20 protein-coding genes and 1 tRNA gene are annotated in these 21,252 nt (G+C 69.3%); 20 read left to right on the forward strand and 1 reads right to left on the reverse strand.

Annotation, left to right across the window (positions count from 1 at the left end; translation table 11 throughout):
- Positions 1 to 38 precede the first annotated feature (38 nt).
- On the reverse strand, positions 39 to 1,250 hold the full coding sequence (locus AL2_RS04420; RefSeq protein WP_067629333.1) for a pyridoxal phosphate-dependent aminotransferase: 1,212 nt from the start codon (positions 1,248 to 1,250) through the stop codon (positions 39 to 41).
- A 256-nt stretch (positions 1,251 to 1,506) separates the two neighbouring features.
- Between AL2_RS04420 and AL2_RS04425 the strand changes: the two genes are divergently transcribed.
- The 20 genes from AL2_RS04425 (at position 1,507) to AL2_RS04520 (ending at position 21,245) form a co-directional block, all read left to right on the forward strand.
- Positions 1,507 to 1,579 (forward strand) — tRNA-Trp (locus AL2_RS04425).
- Between the two features lie 123 nt (positions 1,580 to 1,702).
- The gene (gene secE / locus AL2_RS04430) at positions 1,703 to 1,972 is read left to right on the forward strand and encodes a preprotein translocase subunit SecE (protein ID WP_067629335.1); all 270 of its coding nucleotides are present in this window, start codon (positions 1,703 to 1,705) and stop codon (positions 1,970 to 1,972) included.
- A gap of 77 nt (positions 1,973 to 2,049) precedes the next feature.
- Positions 2,050 to 2,922 (forward strand): transcription termination/antitermination protein NusG, encoded by an 873-nt coding sequence (gene nusG, locus AL2_RS04435; protein WP_083945919.1) that lies wholly within the window; start codon positions 2,050 to 2,052, stop codon positions 2,920 to 2,922.
- A gap of 328 nt (positions 2,923 to 3,250) precedes the next feature.
- The gene (rplK, locus tag AL2_RS04440; RefSeq protein ID WP_067629337.1) at positions 3,251 to 3,679 is read left to right on the forward strand and encodes a 50S ribosomal protein L11; all 429 of its coding nucleotides are present in this window, start codon (positions 3,251 to 3,253) and stop codon (positions 3,677 to 3,679) included.
- A 59-nt stretch (positions 3,680 to 3,738) separates the two neighbouring features.
- Positions 3,739 to 4,455 (forward strand): 50S ribosomal protein L1, encoded by a 717-nt coding sequence (gene rplA, locus AL2_RS04445; RefSeq protein WP_067629339.1) that lies wholly within the window; start codon positions 3,739 to 3,741, stop codon positions 4,453 to 4,455.
- A 114-nt stretch (positions 4,456 to 4,569) separates the two neighbouring features.
- Positions 4,570 to 6,114, forward strand: a complete 1,545-nt coding sequence (locus AL2_RS04450; protein ID WP_083945920.1) for a class I adenylate-forming enzyme family protein — start codon at positions 4,570 to 4,572, stop codon at positions 6,112 to 6,114.
- A 99-nt stretch (positions 6,115 to 6,213) separates the two neighbouring features.
- Positions 6,214 to 7,086 (forward strand): hypothetical protein, encoded by an 873-nt coding sequence (locus tag AL2_RS04455; RefSeq protein ID WP_157438003.1) that lies wholly within the window; start codon positions 6,214 to 6,216, stop codon positions 7,084 to 7,086.
- Positions 7,087 to 7,239: 153 nt separating this feature from the next.
- Positions 7,240 to 8,091, forward strand: a complete 852-nt coding sequence (locus AL2_RS04460) for an SCO4651 family lipoprotein (protein ID WP_210747653.1) — start codon at positions 7,240 to 7,242, stop codon at positions 8,089 to 8,091.
- Positions 8,092 to 8,196: 105 nt separating this feature from the next.
- Positions 8,197 to 9,078 carry an SCO4651 family lipoprotein gene (locus tag AL2_RS04465; protein WP_067629345.1) on the forward strand — a complete coding sequence of 294 codons (882 nt, stop codon included), beginning with the start codon at positions 8,197 to 8,199 and terminating at the stop codon, positions 9,076 to 9,078.
- 323 nt (positions 9,079 to 9,401) lie between these two features.
- The gene (gene rplJ / locus AL2_RS04470; RefSeq protein WP_067629347.1) at positions 9,402 to 9,980 is read left to right on the forward strand and encodes a 50S ribosomal protein L10; all 579 of its coding nucleotides are present in this window, start codon (positions 9,402 to 9,404) and stop codon (positions 9,978 to 9,980) included.
- Between the two features lie 55 nt (positions 9,981 to 10,035).
- Positions 10,036 to 10,425, forward strand: a complete 390-nt coding sequence (gene rplL, locus AL2_RS04475; protein WP_067629349.1) for a 50S ribosomal protein L7/L12 — start codon at positions 10,036 to 10,038, stop codon at positions 10,423 to 10,425.
- 553 nt (positions 10,426 to 10,978) lie between these two features.
- A complete protein-coding gene (locus AL2_RS04480; protein WP_083945921.1) occupies positions 10,979 to 12,091 on the forward strand; it encodes an ABC transporter ATP-binding protein in 1,113 nt (370 codons plus the stop codon).
- Entirely contained in the window at positions 12,091 to 12,945 is an 855-nt protein-coding gene (locus AL2_RS04485) for an MlaE family ABC transporter permease (protein WP_083945922.1), read from the forward strand. Before AL2_RS04480 ends, AL2_RS04485 begins: the two co-directional genes overlap by 1 nt.
- Positions 12,945 to 13,793, forward strand: coding sequence for an MlaE family ABC transporter permease (locus tag AL2_RS04490; RefSeq protein ID WP_067629351.1), 849 nt, complete (start codon positions 12,945 to 12,947; stop codon positions 13,791 to 13,793). The genes AL2_RS04485 and AL2_RS04490 overlap by 1 nt, the downstream gene beginning before the upstream one ends.
- Before the next feature lie 7 nt (positions 13,794 to 13,800).
- Positions 13,801 to 15,108 (forward strand): MCE family protein, encoded by a 1,308-nt coding sequence (locus tag AL2_RS04495; RefSeq protein ID WP_067629353.1) that lies wholly within the window; start codon positions 13,801 to 13,803, stop codon positions 15,106 to 15,108.
- The gene (locus AL2_RS04500; RefSeq protein ID WP_067629355.1) at positions 15,105 to 16,136 is read left to right on the forward strand and encodes an MCE family protein; all 1,032 of its coding nucleotides are present in this window, start codon (positions 15,105 to 15,107) and stop codon (positions 16,134 to 16,136) included. Before AL2_RS04495 ends, AL2_RS04500 begins: the two co-directional genes overlap by 4 nt.
- Positions 16,137 to 17,195, forward strand: coding sequence for an MCE family protein (locus AL2_RS04505; protein ID WP_067629357.1), 1,059 nt, complete (start codon positions 16,137 to 16,139; stop codon positions 17,193 to 17,195).
- Positions 17,192 to 18,496, forward strand: a complete 1,305-nt coding sequence (locus AL2_RS04510) for an MCE family protein (protein WP_067629358.1) — start codon at positions 17,192 to 17,194, stop codon at positions 18,494 to 18,496. Before AL2_RS04505 ends, AL2_RS04510 begins: the two co-directional genes overlap by 4 nt.
- A complete protein-coding gene (locus AL2_RS04515) occupies positions 18,493 to 19,794 on the forward strand; it encodes an MCE family protein (RefSeq protein ID WP_067629360.1) in 1,302 nt (433 codons plus the stop codon). The genes AL2_RS04510 and AL2_RS04515 overlap by 4 nt, the downstream gene beginning before the upstream one ends.
- Positions 19,791 to 21,245 carry an MCE family protein gene (locus AL2_RS04520; RefSeq protein ID WP_067629362.1) on the forward strand — a complete coding sequence of 485 codons (1,455 nt, stop codon included), beginning with the start codon at positions 19,791 to 19,793 and terminating at the stop codon, positions 21,243 to 21,245. The genes AL2_RS04515 and AL2_RS04520 overlap by 4 nt, the downstream gene beginning before the upstream one ends.
- Positions 21,246 to 21,252 lie beyond the last annotated feature (7 nt).

The raw sequence follows: 21,252 nt of genomic DNA on the forward strand, positions 1-21,252 counted from the left end.
GGGCCGGTTCATGCGTGCAGGTTCAGTTCCGTGCAGGTTCAGTTCGCCTCGGCGAGCAGCTTCGCGACGCGCGAGACGCCCTCGACGAGGTCGTCGTCGCCCAGTGCGTAGGAGAGGCGGAAGTAGCCGGGCGTGCCGAACGCCTCACCCGGCACCAGCGCGACCTCCGCCTCTTCAAGGATCAGCGAGGCCAGCTCGACCGACGTCTCCGGGCGCTTGCCGCGCAGCTCCTTGCCCAGCAGCGCCTTCACCGACGGGTAGGCGTAGAACGCGCCCTCCGGCTCGGGGCACACCACGCCGGGGATCTCGTTCAGCATCCGCACGATCGTCTGGCGGCGCCGGTCGAACGCCTTGCGCATCTCCGCCACGGCCGACAGGTCGCCGCTCACCGCGGCGAGCGCGGCGGCCTGCGACACGTTCGCCACGTTGGACGTCGCGTGCGACTGGAGGTTCTGCGCGGCCTTGACGACGTCCGCCGGGCCGATCAGCCAGCCCACCCGCCAGCCCGTCATCGCGTACGTCTTCGCCACGCCGTTCAGGACGAGCGTCCGGTCGGCGAGCTCCGGCACCACCACGGGCATCGAGTGGAACTCGGCGCCCCCGTACACGAGGTGCTCGTAGATCTCGTCGGTGACGACCCAGAGGCCGTGCTCGTCGGCCCAGCGTCCGATGGCCTCGATCTCGTCCCGCGAGTACACGGCGCCGGTCGGGTTGGACGGCGACACGAACAGCAGCACCTTCGTCCGGTCCGTGCGGGCCGCCTCGAGCTGCTCGACGCTCACCTTGTAGCCGGTGGTCTCGTCGGCGACGACGTTCACGGCTACGCCGCCCGCCAGCTTGATCGACTCGGGGTAGGTGGTCCAGTACGGGGTCGGGACGATCACCTCGTCGCCCGGGTCGAGCAGTGCCGCGAACGCCTCGTACACCGCCTGCTTGCCGCCGTTGGTCACGAGGACCTGGTTCGCCTCGACCCGGTAACCCGAGTCGCGCTCGGTCTTCTCGGCGATGGCGGCGCGCAACTCCGGCAGCCCGCCCGCCGGCGTGTACTTGTGGAAGCGCGGCACCCCGCAGGCGGCCACCGCCGCCTCGACGATGTAGTCGGGCGTGGGGAAGTCGGGCTCGCCCGCGCCGAACCCGATGACCGGACGGCCCGCCGCCTTCAGCGCCTTGGCCTTGGCGTCGACGGCCAGCGTGGCGGACTCGGATATCGCGGCGATGCGCTTGGAGATGCGAGGACGGTCAGTGCTCATGCCCCCATCGTTACAGATCGCCGTTCGTGACCCGAGCCATATATCCGCGCCGGTCACGTCGGCCCCGCCGCCGGCCGGTGAACGATGTCTGAGTATCGGTTCGACGCAGGGCCCTCCGCCACGTAGACTCACCCTCCAAGTGACGCGTCACCGGTATACGAGCCTGTCCGCACGCGGGCATCAACGTGAGGCCGTAAGCTGGGACCCGGCACCGTCCCGATCCCATGGTCGGGTGTTCTCCTTAGCCGGAGAATGAAGGGCAGTGGCTCAATTGGTAGAGCTCCGGTCTCCAAAACCGGCGGTTGGGGGTTCGAGTCCCTCCTGCCCTGCGAGGTGCGGTGCGCGCACCCGTGCCGGTCGCGTCACGGCGGGCGCCGTGGCAGGCCACGGCGCGGGATCGGGCGGCAACCACGTGGTGGTTGGATCACGACCTATGAGGTGAACGGCGGCAAATGGCGACTGAGACGCGCGACGAGCGCGACGAGCCCGAGGCCAAGGACGAAGGCAAGGGCAAGGGCAGGAAGAAGGCCCCGTCCAGGCGGACCTCGCCCGCGCTGTTCGTGCGCCAGGTCCTCGCCGAGCTGCGCAAGGTCATCTGGCCCACGCGGCGGGAGCTGGTCACCTACACGACCGCGGCACTGGTGTTCGTGCTGATCATGGTCGCGGTCGTCTCCGGCTTCGACTACGGGCTGCAGAAGGGCGTCTACGCCATCTTCGGCTGACGTCCCGGCCGCGGGTCCGACCTGGCCCGCCGCACCCTTTGCAAGTCCATCACCGCAGACCGAGAGAAAGAGTCACTGTGTCCGAGCCCTCACAGCCCTACGACGAGGCCGTTGAAGAGGCCCAGTCCGCTGCGGCTGCTGCGGCCGACCAGGCGGCCGAGCCCGCCGACGAGACGGCCGAAGCGGCCGTGTCCGCCGGCGACGCCGAGCCCGCGGACACGAAGCTCGAGGGCGAGGGCGTCGCGCCGGACGCCGCCGAAGGCGCCGCTGACCTGGCCGAGGCCGTCGAGGGCGAGGACGCGGCGGTCGAGGGCGAGGACGCGGACGAAGACGAGGAGGCCGCGCCCGAGCCGCCGGCCGACCCGTACGCCGACTTCAAGATGGAGCTCCGCCTCCAGCCGGGCGACTGGTACGTCGTGCACTCCTACGCGGGCTACGAGAACCGGGTCAAGACCAACATCGAGACCCGCACGCAGACCCTCAACATGGAGGACTTCATCTTCCAGATCGAGGTCCCGCAGCACGAGGTGACCGAGATCAAGCAGGGCAAGCGGCAGAAGGTCAACGAGAAGGTCCTGCCGGGCTACATCCTCGTCCGGATGGAGCTGACCGACGAGTCGTGGGCCGCCGTCCGCAACACGCCGGGCGTCACCGGGTTCGTGGGCCTGCTGAACAAGCCGTCCCCGCTGAGCCTGGACGAGGTCGCCAACCTCTTGGCCCCCCAGCCCGAGGAAGGCGCCACCAAGACCGCCAAGGAGCAGGCGAAGGCGGGGCCCACCGTCGACTTCGAGGTCGGCGAGTCCGTCACCGTCATGGACGGCCCGTTCGCCACCCTCCCCGCCTCGGTCAACGAGATCAACGCCGAGCAGCAGAAGCTGAAGGTCCTGGTCTCCATCTTCGGCCGCGAGACCCCGGTCGAGCTGAGCTTCAACCAGGTCTCCAAGATCTGACCGCTTCCAGGCCGCGTTCGGGCCGTTCCCGCTCACGCGGGGACGGCCCGAGCACTTTCCGGACGGGCCCCGCGCGGACGTCGTGACCGACCGGCTTCGAGAGGCCGTATGCTAGGTGGGTCATCCCCGGCGTAGAAGCGTCAATGATCCGCGCCTCGCAGCAGTACTCGGCAGTACTCGCACAGTGCCAGGCGAACCTGCGGCCGGCGGTACCGCCCGGGTGGGGATGTCGAGTTCAGCGGTTCCTACACGGTGGATGCGTCCCAGCCGTCGTGTTGCCCGGACGACCGGGAGTCGGGACCACCATAAATGGGACATAGGGGTTCGCATGCCTCCGAAGAAGAAGATCGCCGCGCTCGTCAAGGTGCAGTTGCAGGCCGGGCAGGCGACGCCGGCGCCGCCGGTCGGTACCGCGCTCGGTCCGCACGGCGTCAACATCATGGACTTCTGCAAGCAGTACAACGCCGCCACGGAGTCCCAGCGCGGCAACGTCATCCCCGTAGAGATCACCATCTACGAGGACCGGTCGTTCAGCTTCGTCACCAAGACGCCGCCGGCCGCGCAGCTCATCCTGAAGGCCGCGGGCGTGGAGAAGGGCAGCGGCGAGCCGCACAAGAACAAGGTCGGCTCGGTGACCCGCGACCAGATCCGCGAGATCGCCACGACCAAGATGCCCGACCTCAACGCCAAGGACCTGGACGCCGCCGCGAAGATCGTCGCCGGCACCGCGCGTTCGATGGGCATCGACGTCAAGTAAGTCACCCAGTGGGAGGGCCGGCGCCGGCCCGCACCACGAGTTCCAGTGGAGGAACGACCATGAAGCGCAGCAAGGGCTACCGCGCAGCCGCGGAGAAGATCGACCGGGAGCGGCTGTACACCCCGGCCGAGGCCGTGCAGCTCGCCAAGGAGACCGCGGTCACCAAGTTCGACGCGACCATCGAGGTCGCGATGCGGCTGGGCGTCGACCCGCGCAAGGCCGACCAGATGGTGCGCGGCACCGTCAACCTGCCGCACGGCACCGGTAAGACCGCCCGCGTGCTGGTCTTCGCCGTCGGCGCGAAGGCGCAGGAGGCGGAGTCCGCGGGCGCCGACATCGTGGGCTCCGACGACCTCATCGAGCGGATCCAGGGCGGCTTCCTGGACTTCGACGCGGTGGTCGCCACGCCTGACCAGATGGGCAAGGTCGGCCGGCTCGGCCGGGTGCTCGGCCCGCGCGGCCTGATGCCGAACCCGAAGACCGGCACCGTCACCATGGACGTGGCGAAGGCCGTGACCGACATCAAGGGCGGCAAGATCGAGTTCCGGGTGGACCGGCACGCGAACCTGCACTTCATCATCGGCAAGGCGTCCTTCGAGGAGCGCCACCTGGTGGAGAACTACGCCGCGGCCGTGGACGAGATCCAGCGGCTCAAGCCGTCCGCCGCGAAGGGCCGGTACGTCAAGAAGGCGTCGCTGGCGACGTCGATGGGCCCGAGCATTCCGGTGGACCCGAACGCCGTCCGCAACCTGGCGGCGGACTTCGAGACCGCCTGATCGCGTCACCGGAAGGGCGTCCCCGCCGCGGCGGGGACGCCCTTCCGTCGTCCCGGCGTCCACCCAGCGGTATCGGCGGCTCCGGCCCGCCGTGTGCTCGGTACATTCGCCGGGATGGCGAGGAGTGTGATGGACGGTTCGCAGCGCCGGCTGCACGACGTGCTCGACGCGGCGGCGGCGGACGCGCCCGAGGCCCCGGCGCTGTCGGTGGACGACACGACCTGGACGTTCCGGGACCTCCGCGCCCGGGCGGACGCACTGAGCACCTACCTCTCAGCGCGCTGTCCGCGAGGCGCGCGGGTGGCGCTGCTGGCCCACAACCGCCCGGAGTACGTGGCCGCCTACTACGGAGTTCCGCGTGACGGCCGGATCCTCGTGCCGCTCAACCAGCGGCTGCACCCGCGGGAATGGGCGGACCAGATCGCCCGCAGCGGCGCCGGACTCGTCCTCGGCGAACCGGACCTCCTCGGCCGCCTGGCCGCCGACGGCGATCTGCCGCCGGACCACCCGCCCCTGGCAAGCGTCACGGACCTGCCCTGGGACGGCCCCGCGTCGGCGTCCGAAACGGCCCCGGACGATGTCGCGTGGCTGATGTTCACCAGCGGCACGACCGGCCGTCCCAAGGGAGTGCGTCTCACGCACCGGAGCCTGCTCGCGGGCATCGGGGTCACGGCCTCCGGCCGTCCCGTGCGGCCGGGCGACGTGTTCTGCACGCCGTTCCCGCTGTGCCATGTGGCCGGGTATCAGGTCATCCTGCACCACCTGTTCGGGCGGCATGCCGTCGTGCTGCGCCGGTTCACGGCGGCCGCGCTCGTGCAGGCGGCGCGCCGGCACGGTGTCACGAACCTGTCGCTGGCCCCGACGATGCTGGAGGATCTGCTCGCGCACGCGGCGGACGACCCGGCGGCGCTGGACGTCCTGCGCGGCGGCGTCCGCGTGATCGCGTACGGGTCGGCGCCGATGCCGGTCCCGCTGCTGCGCCGCGCCGCCGACATGCTCGGTTGCGACTTCAACCAGGGCTACGGGATGACCGAGCTGTCCGGAAATGCGGTCTTCCTCTCGCCGGCCGACCACCGCGCCGCCATCACGACCAGGCCGGAGCTGGCCGGGTCGGCGGGACGTCCCGCGCGGGGCGCCGAGATCGCCGTGCTGGACGCGGACGGGACGCCGCTCCCGCCCGGCGCGCTGGGCGAGGTCGGCGTCCGGGGTCCGCAGGTCACGACCGGCTACTGGGACGATCCGGATGCGACGGCCGAGGCGTTCACCGGCGGCTGGTTCCGCACCGGCGACGCGGGCCGCATCGACGCGGACGGCTACCTCTACCTCGTTGACCGCCTCAAGGACGTGATCATCACCGGTGGCGAGAACGTCTCCTCCCTGGAGGTCGAGGACGTTCTCCGCACGGTCCCGGGCGTCGGCCAGGTCGCCGTGGTCGGGCTGCCGGACCCGCGCTGGGGCCAGACGGTCTGCGCGGTGATCGTCCCCGACGGCGTTCCGCCGAGCGAAGCGGACCTCATCGCCGCCTGCCGCGCCCGCCTCGCCGGCTTCAAGGCACCGCGCCGCATCGAGTACGCCGACGCGCTGCCGCGGACCGGCACCGGCAAGATCCGCAAGTCGGCCCTCCGCGCCCGGCTGGCGGGACGACCGGCGTCCGCTTAGCACCGAACGCCGTGGATACAAAGATCGCAGTCCGGATCCGGACAATTCGTTCCCAGGTTGTTTTGTTACCTGCGGGGAACTTGGTGTTGAATTGTCCCTGTGAAGCGTCGTACCGACCGGGCCATAGCCATCTCCGCCGTGACCGCGGTGGCCGTCGTGCCCACGGCCATCCTGATGGCCGTCAAGGTCGGCGGGGACTCCGCGAAGGACGCGGGCGCCATGCCGCCGGCCGCGGCCATGGCCCAGCAGAACGGGACCAACCCGAACGGCTCGGCGTCCGGCACCGTCACGCCGGGCGCGCCCGCCGCGCCGGGCCCCGGCACGGGCAAGGCCCCCGGCTCGGGCGCTCCCGGCACCGGGAACGGCGGCGGCGCGCACGGCCTGCCCACGGCACCGCCCCAGCCGGGCCCCAGCCTGCACTCCTTCACCCGCAAGACGGACATGAAGGTGACGATCGGGGCGAACGGCGACTTCCAGCACGCCGTCGAGACGGCCTCGTTCACCCTGTGGCCGACGTTCGCGATGAGCGCCACCGGCGTCACGACGACGAGCCAGGACGGCGAGCAGAGCAAGGTCACCCAGAAGGTGATCGTGAGCGGGACCACCCTGAAGGGCTTCGACGGCGCGAAGTGGACGACGTCCACGCTCACCGCGGCCCAGCTGGGCAAGCTGCAGAACGACTCCGACCCCCGGCAGTTCACCTTCATGATCGGGACGCTGCCGGGCATGATCGCGAGCGAGCCGGACGCGGCGGGCAAGACCCGCTTCTCCGCGCAGGCGCTGATGGGCGGCGTCTACACGCTGCTTCCGCAGGACGCCGCGACCCGCTTCCGCACCTGGATCCCGGACGCCACCGGCTGCGGGCTCGACCTGTGGGCCGACAGCAAGGCCCGTCCGGCGTCGATCCAGCTGAACGCGCAGGCGCCCGGCGCGACGTTCAACGGGTCGATGACCTTCGGTTCCTACCGCTGACGCCGCGTTCCCGCGCCGCCGTCCGGCAGTGCGCGGGCTACGCCGTTGGTCGTACCGCCTGAGCGCCCGTTCGTACCACCGGGGGATGCCCCGGATGTTGGCGTCCCGCAACACTGGGAACACCAGAAGGGCGACAAGGGAGGCTCAACCCTCATGAACCGACGACTCGTGGTGGCGGTCGGCAGTACCGCCGTGGGTGCCGCGCTCGTCCTGTCCGGATGCAACGGGGACGGGTCGGCGAACACGGAGAACATGAAGCTCAGTGCCGGGCAGGCGCTGCTGAAGACGTCCCAGAAGGCCGAGAACGCCGACACGTTCAAGGCCGACCTGACCGTGACCGGCACCGGGGACGGCGCCGGCAGGATCCACGCCGACGGGCAGTTCCAGCTGCGCCCGGCGCTGAAGTTCAGCGCGAAGCTGGACGAGTTCAGCCACAACGGGCAGAGCGTTCCGGGCGCCAAGGGCCAGGCGGTCTTCACCGACAACGTCCTCTACGCGAAGGTCCCGCAGCTCGCCCAGTTCGTCAGCGGCGGCAAGCCCTGGGTGAAGATCGATGTGAACCAGGTGTCGCAGAAGACCGGGTTCGACGTCCAGGGCCTGGTCAACCAGGTGCAGAAGGTGGACCCGGCCGAGCAGACGAAGATGTTCACCGGCTCCAAGGACGCCCGCCGGGTCGGCACGGAGACCGTCGACGGCGTGCGGACGGTCCACTACACCGGCACGGTCACCGTGCAGGACGCGCTGAACCGGCTCGACCCGCAGGCGCGCCAGAAGGTCGCCACATGGCTGCCGAAGGACCGCGCCAACGGCAAGATCAACTTCGATCTGTGGACGGACGGCGACAACCTGCCGCGCAAGATCGTGTCCAAGGCGAACGGCTCGCAGGGCGAGACCGGCTCGGTGACCGTCCGCTACAGCGACTATGGTGACTCGTTCACGGTGAACCGGCCGCCGTCCGACCAGGTGGGCGAACTGTCGCTCGGCTCGTTCCTCGGCGGCAACTGAACCCGGATCACATCGATCGGAGTGAACCGGACGGAGTTCTCCGGCGTCTGATCCAACGTTCGGCCCGTGCGCCCGGGCGACCAGCCAACAAGGAGAACCCCCACGATGATCCGTCGTTTCGCCGCCGCCACGGCGCTGGCCACCGGCCTCGCCCTCTCGATGACCGGCTGTCTCGGGGACGCCGGGAACAAGGTGGACGAGGCCGGCAAGAACATCAAGCTCACGGCCGCGCAGGTGCTCGGCAAGGCCGCGGAGAAGACCGGCCAGACCGACTCGTTCAAGGCCGACATGTCCATGCTGATGGCGGGGACGTCCGAGGGCGACGTGTCGATGAACGGCACGATGCAGTACCGGACGAAGCCCGACCTCGCCTACAGCATGAACTTCGCGGACATGTCGGCCGGCGGCAAGTCGATCGGCGGCATGGAGCAGCGGCTCGTCGGCCGGACCATCTACATGAAGATGGCGATGCTGAGTGCGCTCGGCGGTGACGCGTCCAAGCCCTGGATCAAGATCTCGCTGGAAGACGTGGGCAAGAAGTCCGGCATGAACATCGAACAGCTGCTGCAGCAGTCCCGCCAGATGGACCCGGTGCAGAACACCAAGATGCTGACCGCGTCCAAGGACGCGCGCGAGGTCGGCAAGGAGACGGTGGACGGCATCGAGACGACCCACTTCACCGGCACCTACCGGATGGAGGACGCGATCGCGAAGCTCTCCCCGGAGATGCGGGAGGCCTACCGCAAGAACCTCACCTCGTCCGGCATGGAGAACATGCACTTCGACCTCTGGGTGGACGGGCAGCAGCTGCCGCGCCAGCTGAAGATGAAGTCGGACCAGACGTCCGAGGGCACGCTGAACATGACGATGAAGTACCGCGACTACGGCAAGCCGGTGCAGATCACCGCGCCGCCCGCGAGCCAGGTCACGGACTTCGGCGAGATGCTGAGCAAGCTCGGTGGCGGCGGCGGCCTCCCCGGCGCCTGACCCGCCACGTGAACGAACGAGGGACCGCGCCCCGCGGAGGGCGCGGTCCCTCGTCGCGTTACCGATTTGGCCTTAGCCGGTGACGCACGTATTCTGTCCGTTGCCGAAGACCGCCGGTCGTCGCCTCCGTGTGAGGCGGCCGAAGGACCCGACTCAGTTCGGGCGGCCTGCGTAGGTGAGACGAGAGCTTCCGCATGGCCTCCGTGCCTTGCCTGGACGCCCCGTGCGCCTGCGCCGGGGCGTTTTTTGGTGGATCGGCGTCCCAGTCCCCATCGCGTGGGACGGGCGCGGATCGGACCACCCAGGTAATCGGAAGGAGGGCTATGGCCAAGGCCCACAAGGACGCGGCGATCGCCGAGCTCAAGGGCGAGTTCGAGAGCTCCAGCGGCGCCGTGCTGACCGAGTACCGCGGGCTCAGCGTCGCGCAGGTCAAGGAGCTGCGCGACAACCTCGGCGAGAACGCGCGGTTCCGCGTGGTGAAGAACACGCTGACCAAGCGCGCCGCGAACGAGGCCGGTGTCGACGAGCGGTTCCGTGAGCTGCTCGAAGGCCCGTCGGCGATCGCGTTCGTGCGCGGCGACGTGGTGGAGGCCGCCAAGGGCCTGCGCGACTTCGCCAAGACGAACCCGATGCTGGTGATCAAGGGCGGCTACATCGACGGTCAGTCGATGGACGCCGCCGAGATCACCAAGCTGGCGGACCTCGAGTCGCGTGAGGTTCTGCTCGCCAAGCTGGCCGGTGCGATGAAGGGCTCGATGGCGAACGCCGCCGCGCTGTTCAACGCCCTGCCGACGCAGGCGGCCCAGCTCGCCGAGGCCCTGCGCGCCAAGCGCGAGGGCGAGGGCGAGACCGCCGAGGCCCCTGCCGAGGCACCCGCCGCCGCCGAGGCGTCCGCCGAGTAGGCACACCCGCGGTTCCCGTACCACCCGAGATTCAAGCCATAGCGGAGGAAACATCATGGCGAAGCTCAGCACCGACGAGCTGCTCGACGCTTTCAAGGAGATGACCCTTCTCGAGCTCTCCGAGTTCGTGAAGCAGTTCGAGGACGTCTTCGACGTCAAGGCCGCCGCGCCGGTCGCGGCCGTCGCCGCCGCCCCGGGCGCCCCGGCCGCCGGTGGCGAGGAGGCTGCCGTCCAGGACGAGTTCGACGTCATCCTCGAGGGCGCCGGCGACAAGAAGATCCAGGTCATCAAGGAGGTCCGCTCGCTGACGAGCCTCGGCCTCAAGGAGGCCAAGGACCTGGTCGACGGCGCGCCGAAGCCGCTGCTGGAGAAGGTCAACAAGGAGACCGCCGACAAGGCCAAGGAGGCCCTGGAGAAGGCCGGCGCGTCGGTCACCGTCAAGTAGGACGGCTCCAGAGCTCCGGAGCCTCGCGGCTCCACCGCTCTCCAAGGAGGCGGCCACCCCTTCCCGGGGTGGCCGCCTCCTTCGCGTTCCGGTGTGCTCGGCTCTGCTCAGTCCTGCTCAGCCGGGGGATCCGATTCCTGTGCGGGAGTGATAAACGTCCGCGAAAAAGCGTGTGCCGCGACGGGTTGTGTGGCCATCGGCGGGCGGCGTACCGTCCCGTTCTGACGCTGTGGTCACACTGGGCGGTCTCCGTCCCTTCCGTCGGGTTCGCCGGGCGGTCTGCGGGCGGCCGGGACCCGGTCTTGAGGCTCTGGTTCTTGGACCACTAGTCTCATAGGTGCCGTAAGTAACGATTGTCTTACGACGTCGCATTTAGCCGCTGATCTGGACTGGAACCCCTTCCATTTGGACGGCGGCCCGCTACGGTAGTGAAACCCGGCGCGGCTACCGGACGGTAGCAACACGGCGGACACGCCGTGTGACGACAGCAAGAGCCTGAGTGCTACTCGCTCATTGGTTCGGGATTTCCCCCGGCCTGGACGAAAGGTGACGAGTGGGCGTCGAGATCAGAGTCGAGGGCCTGACCAAGTCCTTTGGCCGCCAGGTGATCTGGCAGGACGTGTCGCTGACCATTCCCGCAGGTGAGATCTCCGTTCTTCTGGGCCCGTCCGGTACCGGCAAGTCGGTCTTCCTGAAGTCGCTCGTCGGGCTGCTCAAGCCGGACCGCGGGCACATCTGGATCGGCGAGAGGGACCTGCCCTACCTGCCCGAGTCCCAGCTGTACGAGACCCGCAAGCTGTTCGGCGTCCTGTTCCAGGACGGCGCGCTGTTCGGCTCGATGAACCTTTTCGACAACATCGCCTTCCCGCTGCGCGAGCACACCAAGAAGTCCGAGTCCGAGGTCAAGCGGATCGTTCTCGAGAAGATGGAGATGGTCGGTCTCCTCGGTGCCGAGCACAAACTTCCCGGTGAGATCTCCGGCGGTATGAAGAAGCGCGCCGGCCTCGCCCGCGCGCTGGTGCTGGACCCCGAGATCCTCCTCGTGGACGAGCCCGACTCCGGCCTCGACCCGGTCCGCACCGCGTTCCTGAACCAGGTGTTCATCGACCTGAACGCGCAGATCGGCGCGACGTTCCTCATCGTCACCCACGACATCAACACGGCGCGGACCGTCCCGGACAACATCGGGCTGCTCTACCAGCGCAACCTCGCCATGTTCGGGCCCCGGGAGATGCTGCTGTCCAGCGAGGAGCCGGTCGTCCGGCAGTTCCTCAACGCCAGCAAGGTCGGCCCGATCGGCATGTCCGAGGAGAAGGACGCCTCCGAGCTGGAGGCCGAGGCCAAGATGGGCCTCGACTCGGGCAAGCTGCCGCCGATCCCGCCGCAGCAGATGGCCAGCAACGGGCTGATCCGGGCCGGCATGCACGCGCCCGGCGCGTGGTGCGCCGCGCACGGCGTCACCCCGCCGCCCGGCTCGTTCATCGACGACCTCGGCCGCAACTGGGTGGAGGAGTGGCCGCGGTACGTGGCGTCCATGGCGCCCGTCGGCGCCCCCGCCCCGGGCGGACCCGGCGGTCCGCCGCCCGGCCCGCCCCCCGGCGGCCCCGGCGGCCGGTTCCCCGGCAACCCGCCGCCCGGCCGGCACGCGGGTGGTGCAGGCTACTGATGTCCACTCCTCAAAAATCCGGCATCGGCGCGGGCCGGCGAGAGGGGAAGGGCGGCGGCTCGGCGACGTTCCGCAAGATCGGGGACGGCGCCGCCAACGTGGTCGTCAAGGAGCCCGGCCGGTTCTTCGCCCTCTGCCTGGACGTCGCCCGCGCGACGTTCCAGTGGCCGTTCCAGTGGCGCGAGTTCATCCAGCAGGCCTGGTTCATCGTCAGCGTGACGGTCGTCCCCACCATGCTGGTCGCCATCCCCTTCGGCGGCGTCCTGTCGCTGCAGGTCGGCGGGCTGATCCGGCAGCTCGGCGCGCAGTCCTACACCGGCGCGACCGCGGTCGTCGCGATCGTCCGGGAGGCCAGCCCGCTGGTCACCTCGCTCCTGGTCGCCGGTGCGGCCGGGTCGGCGATGTGCGCCGACATCGGCTCCCGGAAGATCCGCGAGGAGATCGACGCCATGGAGGTGCTGGGCATCAACCCCCTGCACCGCCTGGTGGTGCCGCGGATGTTCGCGTGCGCGTTCGTCGCGCTGTTCCTCAACGGCCTGGTGTCGGTGGTCGGCCTCATGGGCGGCTACTTCTTCAACGTCATGCTGCAGGGCGGCACGCCCGGCGCCTACCTGGCGTCGTTCAACGCGATCGCGCAGCTGCCCGACCTGCTGCAGGCCGAGTTCAAGGCGTTCGTGTTCGGCATCACCGCCGGCCTCGTCGCCGCGTACAAGGGACTGAACGCCAAGGGCGGGCCGAAGGGCGTCGGTGACGCGGTCAACCAGACCGTCGTCATCACCTTCATGCTGCTGTTCCTGGAGAACTTCCTGATCTCCACGCTGTACTTCCAGTTCGTCCCGTCGAAGGGGATGTGATGGCTGCCCCTGGAAAGACGGGTAAGGCGGTCTCCCGCGTGGTGAGCGCGCCGCTGGAGCGGCTGGACGACTTCGGTCACCAGATGTCGTTCTACGCCCGCGCGTTCGCGTGGGTGTTCCGGGTGCTGCGCCGCTACCGCACCGAGGTGCTGCGGCTGCTGGCCGAGGTGAGCCTCGGCACCGGCGGCCTCGCCGTCATCGGCGGCTCCGTGGTGATCGTCGGCTTCATGACGTTCTTCACCGGCAGCCAGGTCGGCCTGCAGGGCTACGAGTCGCTGAACCAGATCGGCACGGCCGCGTTCACCGGGTTCGTCGCGTCCTACTTCAACACGCGCGAGATCGCGCCGCTGGTGTCGGCGCTGGCGCTGTCGGCGACGGTCGGCTGCGGCTTCACCGCGCAGCTCGGCGCGATGCGGATCTCCGACGAGATCGACGCGCTGGAGGTCATGGCCGTCCCGTCGATGCCGTTCCTCGTCACGACCCGGATGCTGGCCGGGATGATCGCGGTCATCCCGCTGTACATCGTCGGCCTGCTCGCCTCCTACGGCGCGACGCGGGTGATCGTGACGATGTTCTACGGGCAGTCGACCGGGACCTACGACCACTACTTCCATCTGTTCCTACCGCCGAACGACATCTTGTGGTCCTTCGGCAAAGTGATCATTTTTGCGGTGCTGGTGATGCTGATCCACTGTTACTACGGCTACCACGCGAGCGGCGGCCCGGCGGGCGTCGGCGTCGCGGTGGGCCGCGCGGTGCGCACCAGCATCGTCGTGATCAACGTGGCCGACCTGCTGCTCGGCATGGCCATCTGGGGCACCACCACCACCGTCCGGATCGCGGGGTGACGGCGCGATGAGCGAACAGGTTCGCTACCGGGTGCTCGGCATCGGGATGATCACCGTGATCGTCCTGCTGCTGGCGCTGACCGTGGCGCTGTACAACAAGGCGTTCACGCCCGTGACCGAGGTGAAGGTGAAGACCGAGCGGGCCGGGCTGCAGCTGCTGCCGCACTCGGACGTGAAGGTGCGCGGGCTGATCGTCGGCGAGGTGCGCGGCACCGACGCGACCGCCGGCGGCGCGACGCTGCACCTCGCGCTGGACCCGGGCAAGGCGAAGCTCGTCCCGCGGAACGTGCAGGCGCGGCTGCTGCCGAAGACGCTGTTCGGCGAGAAGTACGTGGATCTGGAGATCCCCGACCAGCCGGGCCCGCTCGGGCTGCGCGAGGGCCAGGTCATCCAGCAGGACCGCTCGCAGGCCGCGATCGAGATCGACAAGGTGCTGAACGACCTGCTCCCGCTGCTGCAGGCGGTGAAGCCGGCCGAGCTGAACGCGACGCTGAACGCCCTCGCCACGGCGCTGCAGGGCCGCGGCGACCAGATCGGCCAGAACCTGGAGCAGGCCGACGACCTGCTCCGCAAGATCAACCCGCAGCTCGGCACGCTGGTGCACGACCTGCACGGCCTGGCCGACGTCTCCGACATCTACGCGGCGGCGGCGCCCGACCTGCTGCAGACGCTGCGCAACCTCAACGTGACCAGCCGCACGATCACCGACAAGCGGGCCACGATCGAGCAGCTGATCCCGGCGACGACCGCGCTGGCGCAGGACGGCGACGCGTTCATGCGGCACAACGGCCCGAAGATCATCGGCGTGAACATCGCCAACCGGGACGTCGCGAGCCTGGTGGCGCGGTACTCGCCGTCGCTGCCCTGCGTGTTCGCCGGCATGATGAAGCTGAAGCCGGAGGCCGAGCGGGTGGCCGGCGGCGGCGGGTCCAAGACCTTCAACCTGACGATCGAGATCGTCAAGCCGCGGCCGGGCTTCAAGTACCCGCTGGACAAGCCGGAGGCCAAGGACCAGCGCAACCCGCGCTGCTACGGCCTGCCGAACCCGAAGGTGCCGTCCCCGGACTACCTGGCGCTGGACGGCACGCAGGACGACCTCTGGTGGAAGAACCCCGACGACCCGAACGGCGGTGGCGGCAGCCGCGGCCGGGCGCTGTCGAACGTGTTCGTCGACACCGGCTCGCTGACCCCGAAGGAGCAGCTCAAGAGCGTGCTCGGGCCGCTGACCCGGACCAACTCCGATGAGCTGTCCGACGTGTCGGCGCTGATGTTCGGTCCGCTGCTGCGAGACGGATCGGTGGTGACGATCAAGTGAGGACGACGAACGCGGCGATCAAGCTGGCCATCTTCGTGGTCATCACCTCGGTGGTCACCGGGATCCTCGCGATGACGATCGCCAACCTCCGCTTCCAGGACACCCGCGAGTACAAGGCGATCTTCACGGACGCCACCGGGCTGCTCGACAACGACGACGTCCGGGTCGCGGGCGTCCGGGTCGGCCAGATCGAGGGCATCAAGCTCTACCGGGGCGACAAGGCCGAGGTGACGTTCAGCGTCGCGGAGGACGGCCCGTTCAAGGCGGGGCTGCCGTCCACCACGCAGGCGCAGATCCGCTACCGGAACCTGATGGGCCAGCGGTACCTCGCGCTGACCGACGGCGCCGGGCAGGCCAACGACTACCTGAAGCCGGGCGGGACGATCCCGGTCGCCCAGACCAAGCCGGCGCTGGACCTGACGACGCTGTTCAACGGCTTCCGGCCGCTGTTCCGCGCGCTGGAGCCGAAGGACGTCAACTCGCTGGCGATGCAGATCATCCAGGTGCTGCAGGGCGAGGGCGGGACGATCAACAGCCTGCTCGCGCACGTCGCGTCGCTGACCAACACGCTCGCCGACCGGGACCAGGTCATCGGCCGGGTGATCGACAACCTGAACACCGTGCTCGGCACCATCGACGAGCGGCACGACCAGGTCGACCAGCTGGTGCGGGACCTGCGCGGCTTCGTCAGCGGCGTCTCCGGCGACCGCAAGGCGATCTTCGACTCGGTCGCGGCGCTCAACGACCTGACCGGCACGACGCAGGACCTGCTCTCCGACGCGCGCCCGAGCATCAAGAACGACATCGCCGGGCTGCGCAAGCTCGCCGGGACGTTCAACGCGAACGGCGCCGAGCTGGACGCGGGGCTGAAGCGGTCGCCGAAGCGGCTGGAGGGGCTCGTGAACATCTCGTCCTACGGGTCCTGGTTCAACATGTACATCTGCGGTCTCGACGCGCGGGTGCGGCTGCCCGGCGGACCGGTCTACCAGACGCCGGCGATCGTGAACGAGAACGCGAGGTGCAAGTAGATGAGGATTCCGTTCCGGGAACGCAACCCGGTCCCCATCGGGCTCTCCGCGTTCGCGATCATCGCCGTGCTGCTGGTGCTGGCGATGAACCTGGAGAGCATCCCGTTCGTCGCCGGCGGCAAGACCCACACGGCGTCGTTCAAGGAGGCGGCCGGGCTCAGGGCCGACGAGGAGGTCCGCATCGCGGGCGTCAAGGTCGGCAAGGTCACCGGTCTGGACCTGGACGGCGACCACGTCAAGGTCACCTTCCGGGTGGACGACGGCGTGCGGCTGGGTTCCCGCACCGAGGCCGGCATCAAGATCAAGACGATTCTGGGCTCGCACTACCTGGAGCTCACCCCGCGCGGCACCGGCAGGCTCGGCCGCAACATCCCGATCGAGCGGACGCACACCCCGTTCGAGGTCGTCCCGGCGATCAGCGAGCTGAGCCAGCGGGTCGGCGCGATCAACGTCCAGCAGGTCGCGAAGTCGTTCGACGTGCTGTCGGAGACGTTCAAGAACTCGCCGGAGGAGGTCCGGGCGTCGCTGCAGGGCCTGCGGCGGCTGTCCGACACGATCGCGTCGCGGGACGACGAGCTGCACGAGCTGGCCGGCAAGGCCAAGGACGTCTCGCAGCTGCTCGCGAACCGCAACCAGGACTTCGCCAAGCTCGTCCAGGACGGCGACAAGGTGCTGCAGGCGGTGCAGGCGCGCCGCGCGGTCATCCACCAGCTGCTGATCAACACCGTGACCCTGTCCCAGCAGGTGAACGCCCTGATCAGGGAGAACGAGAAGCAGTTGCGCCCGATGCTCGACAACCTGGCGAAGGTCAACCAGATCCTGTTGAAGAACCAGAACAACCTGGACCGGATCCTGCAGCTGTTCGCGCCGTTCGCGCGGCAGTTCTCGGACGTCACCGGCACCGGACGCTGGTTCGACTCCTGGATCCAGAACCTCCTCCCGATCCCCGCCTCGATCCAGGACGCCCCGAAGAGCGGCGGGACGACGACGAAGAAGCAGGGCGGCCAGAACGGCAACCAGACCGGCAACAGCAGCAACCCGTTGCCGTTCCTCCCGTGAGCAGGCAGGTCACAGTGCGCAACTCAGGAACCGTCCTACGCCTCGGCGGCGCGATCCTCGCCGTCGCGGTGCTGGTCGCCGCGCTCCTGCTGATCCTCCAGGAGCCGGAGCAGCGCCGCATGACGGCGTACTTCACCAAGACCGTCGGCCTGTACAAGGGCGCGGACGTCCGCATCCTCGGCATCCCGGTCGGCGAGGTCACGAGCGTCGACCCGGTCGGCGACGCGGTCAAGGTCGAACTGAAGTACGACGCCAAGTACAAGGTGCCCGCGAACGCGCAGGCGGTCATCATCAACCAGACGCTCGTCGCGGACCGCTACATCCAGCTGACGCCCGTGTACAAGAGCGGCGCCGTCCTCGCCGACGGCGCGACGCTGACCACCAGCCGCACCGCCGTCCCGGTCGAGGTCGACGAGGTCGGCGGCAGCCTGAGCGACCTCTCCAAGGCGCTCGGGCCGGAGGGCGCGAACGCTCCCGGGCCGGACGGCCAGCAGGGCTCGCTGTCGCGGCTCCTGCAGGTCGGCGCCGCGAACCTGGAGGGGCAGGGCGACGACATCAGGCAGACGATCGCGGACGCGTCCAAGGCGCTCAGCACGCTGAGCACCGACCGCGGCGACGTCGCCGACACGATCCGGAACCTGCGGATCATCACCGACGCGATGAAGGCGAACGACCTGCAGATCAAGTCGTTCACCGGGCACCTCAACGGGGTGTCGGCGCAGCTCGCGGGGGAGAAGGAGGAGCTGAGCGCGGCCCTCAACACCCTCGCCCCGACGCTGCGGAACGTGCAGCGGTTCGTCAAGGACAACCGCAGCGAGCTGGCCGTGAACGTCCGGCAGCTCGCCCAGATCACCGGCGTGCTGGTGAAGGAGAAGGACGCGCTCGCCGAGATCCTCACCGCCGGCCCGCTGGCCGTCAACAACCTGGCCCGCGCGTACGACCCGATCAGCGGCACCATCCACACCCGCAACAACTTCCGCCAGTTCCACGACCTGGCCGACTGGATCTGCTCGCTGGCGTACTCGGTCGGCACGCCCGCCAAGGAATGCCTCGACTTCGTCAAGCCGTACAACGGCATCGGCAAGGCGCTGACGGGCTTCAGCCTGGACCTGTCCTGGATCACCGCGCTGACCACGCACTACGACCCGGTGCCGATCCCGCCGGACGCCTACGGCCCCGGCGGCCGCCAGGGCAAGACGGGCAAGACCGCCAAGACGAACACGACCACGAAGACCGCGACGGCCGGGACGAGCAGCAGGCCCGGAGACCTCAGCGCGCTGCTGCCTGGAGGTGGCCGATGAGCAGGACACGGCCGGTGCGCCGCGCCCGGCTGCTGGGCGCCGCCGCGATCGCCGCGACGACGGCCCTGTCGGGCTGCTCGTTCAACGGCGTCTCGTCGCTGCCGCTGCCCGGCGGCCCCGACCTCGGCTCGCACCCCATCACCGTCAAGATCGAGTTCGCGAACGTGCTGGACCTCGTCCCGCAGTCGGCGGTCAAGGTCAACGACGTGTCGGTGGGCAAGGTCGACGACATCAAGCTCACCGGCGGCAGCCCCGGCCAGGGCGGCTGGTACGCGCTCGTCACGGTGAAGATGCGCGGGGACATCGACCTGCCGGACAACTCGATCGCGACGGTCAGCCAGACCAGCCTCCTCGGCGAGAAGTTCGTGCAGATCGAGCCGCCGACGTACGAGGCCCCGAACGGCAAGCTCGGCACCGGCGACCTGATCCCGCTGAACCGCACGTCCCGCGGCACCGAGATCGAAGAGGTGCTGTCGGCGATGTCGCTGCTGCTGAACGGCGGCGGGCTGGAGCAGGTCTCCACGATCAGCCACGAACTGCAGGCCGCGATGAACGGCCGCACGGACACGATCAGGTCGGTGCTGGAGCGGGTCAACACCTTCGCCGGGACGCTGGACCGCAACCGCGCCGCGATCACCCGCGCGCTCGACAGCATCGACCGGCTGACCGGCAAGCTCGCGGACGAGCGCAAGACGATCCAGGACACCATCGACGAGACGGGCCCCGCGATCGACGTCCTCAACCGCAACCGCGCCGACCTCACCAAGATGCTGGTCGCGCTGAACAAGCTCAGCCGCACCACCACCACCGTGATCGACCGGTCGAAGGCCGACCTGCTGGCGAACCTGCGGGACGTGGACAAGATCCTTCGGAACCTCAACAAGGCCGGCAACGACCTGCCGAGGTCGCTGGAGTCGCTGATCACGTTCCCGTTCCCCGCCACGTTCGAGAACGTCGTCGAGGGCGACTACGGCAACGTGCGGCTGACCGTCGACCTGGACTTCGAGTCGATCGCCCGCAACCTGCTCGGCGGCACCGACCTCGAAGGGACGCTCGGCAGCGGCAAGCAGATGCGCAACATGCTGCAGGTCCCGAACGTCACGCTGCCCGACTCGCCGCTCGGCGTGCTGCCGCAGGCGCCCGGCGGCGTCCCGGGCCTGCCCGGCCAGTCGACGCCGACTCCGAAGACGACGCCGACATCGAAGAAGACGTCCAGCACGCCCACACCGGAGCGGACCGGCGCGCTCGGCTCCGACGACGGCGGTCTGCGGACCCTGATGACGGGGGGCCTGTCGTGATCCTGAAGCGCGGCGTCATCGTCCAGCTGATCGCGTTCGTCGTCATCACGATCGTCGGCGTGGCGATCGTCTCGGTGAACTACATCGGGCTGGGCCGCGACCTCCTCGGCAAGGAGTACGTCGCCTACGTCGACCTCACCGACTCCGGCGGCGTGTTCACCAACGCCGAGGTCACCTACCGGGGCGTGCCCGTCGGGCGCGTCGGCCCGATCGAGCTGACCAAGGGCGGCATCCGCGTCAAGCTGGTGCTGAAGCGCGGCGAGCGGATCCCCCGCGACGGCACCAAGGCCATCGTGGCGAACCGGTCCGCGGTCGGCGAGCAGTACATCGACCTGGAGCCGACCAAGAAGAGCGGCCCCTACCTCGACCAGGGCAACGCCTACACGATCCCGAAGGAGCGCACCACGCTGCCGGTGTCCACCGCCGAGCTGCTGCGCAACGTCGACTCGCTCGTGGGCTCCGTCAACACCAAGGACCTCGGCACCATCGTGGACGAGCTGGACAAGGCGTTCTCCGGCTCCGCCGAGGACCTCCAGTCGATCCTGGACGACACCGACCGGCTGCTGAAGACGGCCGACGAGGCCTACCCCGACACCAAGCAGCTCCTGGACAACAGCGTCACCGTCCTGGACACCCAGCGCGGGCAGGCCGCCAACATCCAGGGCTTCGCGCGCAACCTCAACGAGCTCACCACGTCCCTCCGCAACGACGACCCGGCCCTCCGCAGGACCATCGACGGCGTGCCGGGCGCCGTGGACGAGACGCACAAGGCCATCAAGCAGCTCGCGCCGACGCTGCCCGTCCTGCTGGCGAACCTCACCACGACCGGTCAGATCATCACGTCCCGCCAAGCGGGCCTCCGGTCGCTGTTCATCCTGTACCCGGTGACGGTCGCCGGTGCGTTCACCGTGACGCCCGGCGACGGGACCCAGCACTTGGGCCTCGACCTGAACATCGACTCGCCGCCGCCGTGCACGCAGGGCTACGAGAAGGTCAAGCACCGCTGGCCGCAGGACACGTCCCCCAAGAAGCCGCGCTTGGACGCCGGCTGCAAGGCGCCGCACAACGCGCCCACCGCCGTCCGCGGCTCGCGCAACTTCCCGAAGGACGAGATCCTGCCGTACCCGCAGGTCCCGGCGGGCGCCACCGCCGGCGCCGGTTTCCCCGCGGGCGGCGCGACCGGCACCGAGGGCGGAAAGTCGCAGGCCGAGGGCAAGAGCGGGGCCAAGACGAAGGCCGCCGCGGCGGCCCCCGCCGGCCAGGTCGACGACGGCCGGCTGATCCTTTCGTATCCGTCCGATTCAGTGGAATTCGCTGGATACGATCCAACGACCGGTGCGGTCTACGGGCCCGACGGCAAGCGATACGTCATGCCGCGCAGCGCCGGAACCCGTCAGTTGGGAGAGGAATCCTCGTGGAAGTGGCTCCTGCTCGGACCTCTGAGCCAGTGAGGCGGGC

Source organism: Actinomadura latina NBRC 106108, assembly GCF_001552195.1.
GTDB classification, from domain to species: Bacteria; Actinomycetota; Actinomycetes; order Streptosporangiales; family Streptosporangiaceae; genus Spirillospora; species Spirillospora latina.

Coding starts and splice junctions, on each gene's coding strand:
- secE (WP_067629335.1), top strand. CDS start 1,703: ATGGCGACTGAGACGCGCGACGAGCGCGACGAGCCCGAGGCCAAGGAC.
- AL2_RS04485 (WP_083945922.1), top strand. CDS start 12,091: ATGTCCACTCCTCAAAAATCCGGCATCGGCGCGGGCCGGCGAGAGGGG.
- AL2_RS04515 (WP_067629360.1), top strand. CDS start 18,493: ATGAGCAGGACACGGCCGGTGCGCCGCGCCCGGCTGCTGGGCGCCGCC.
- AL2_RS04450 (WP_083945920.1), top strand. CDS start 4,570: ATGGCGAGGAGTGTGATGGACGGTTCGCAGCGCCGGCTGCACGACGTG.
- rplL (WP_067629349.1), top strand. CDS start 10,036: ATGGCGAAGCTCAGCACCGACGAGCTGCTCGACGCTTTCAAGGAGATG.
- AL2_RS04495 (WP_067629353.1), top strand. CDS start 13,801: ATGAGCGAACAGGTTCGCTACCGGGTGCTCGGCATCGGGATGATCACC.
- AL2_RS04420 (WP_067629333.1), bottom strand. CDS start 1,250: ATGAGCACTGACCGTCCTCGCATCTCCAAGCGCATCGCCGCGATATCC.
- AL2_RS04505 (WP_067629357.1), top strand. CDS start 16,137: ATGAGGATTCCGTTCCGGGAACGCAACCCGGTCCCCATCGGGCTCTCC.
- AL2_RS04490 (WP_067629351.1), top strand. CDS start 12,945: ATGGCTGCCCCTGGAAAGACGGGTAAGGCGGTCTCCCGCGTGGTGAGC.
- rplA (WP_067629339.1), top strand. CDS start 3,739: ATGAAGCGCAGCAAGGGCTACCGCGCAGCCGCGGAGAAGATCGACCGG.
- AL2_RS04460 (WP_210747653.1), top strand. CDS start 7,240: ATGAACCGACGACTCGTGGTGGCGGTCGGCAGTACCGCCGTGGGTGCC.
- rplK (WP_067629337.1), top strand. CDS start 3,251: ATGCCTCCGAAGAAGAAGATCGCCGCGCTCGTCAAGGTGCAGTTGCAG.
- AL2_RS04465 (WP_067629345.1), top strand. CDS start 8,197: ATGATCCGTCGTTTCGCCGCCGCCACGGCGCTGGCCACCGGCCTCGCC.
- rplJ (WP_067629347.1), top strand. CDS start 9,402: ATGGCCAAGGCCCACAAGGACGCGGCGATCGCCGAGCTCAAGGGCGAG.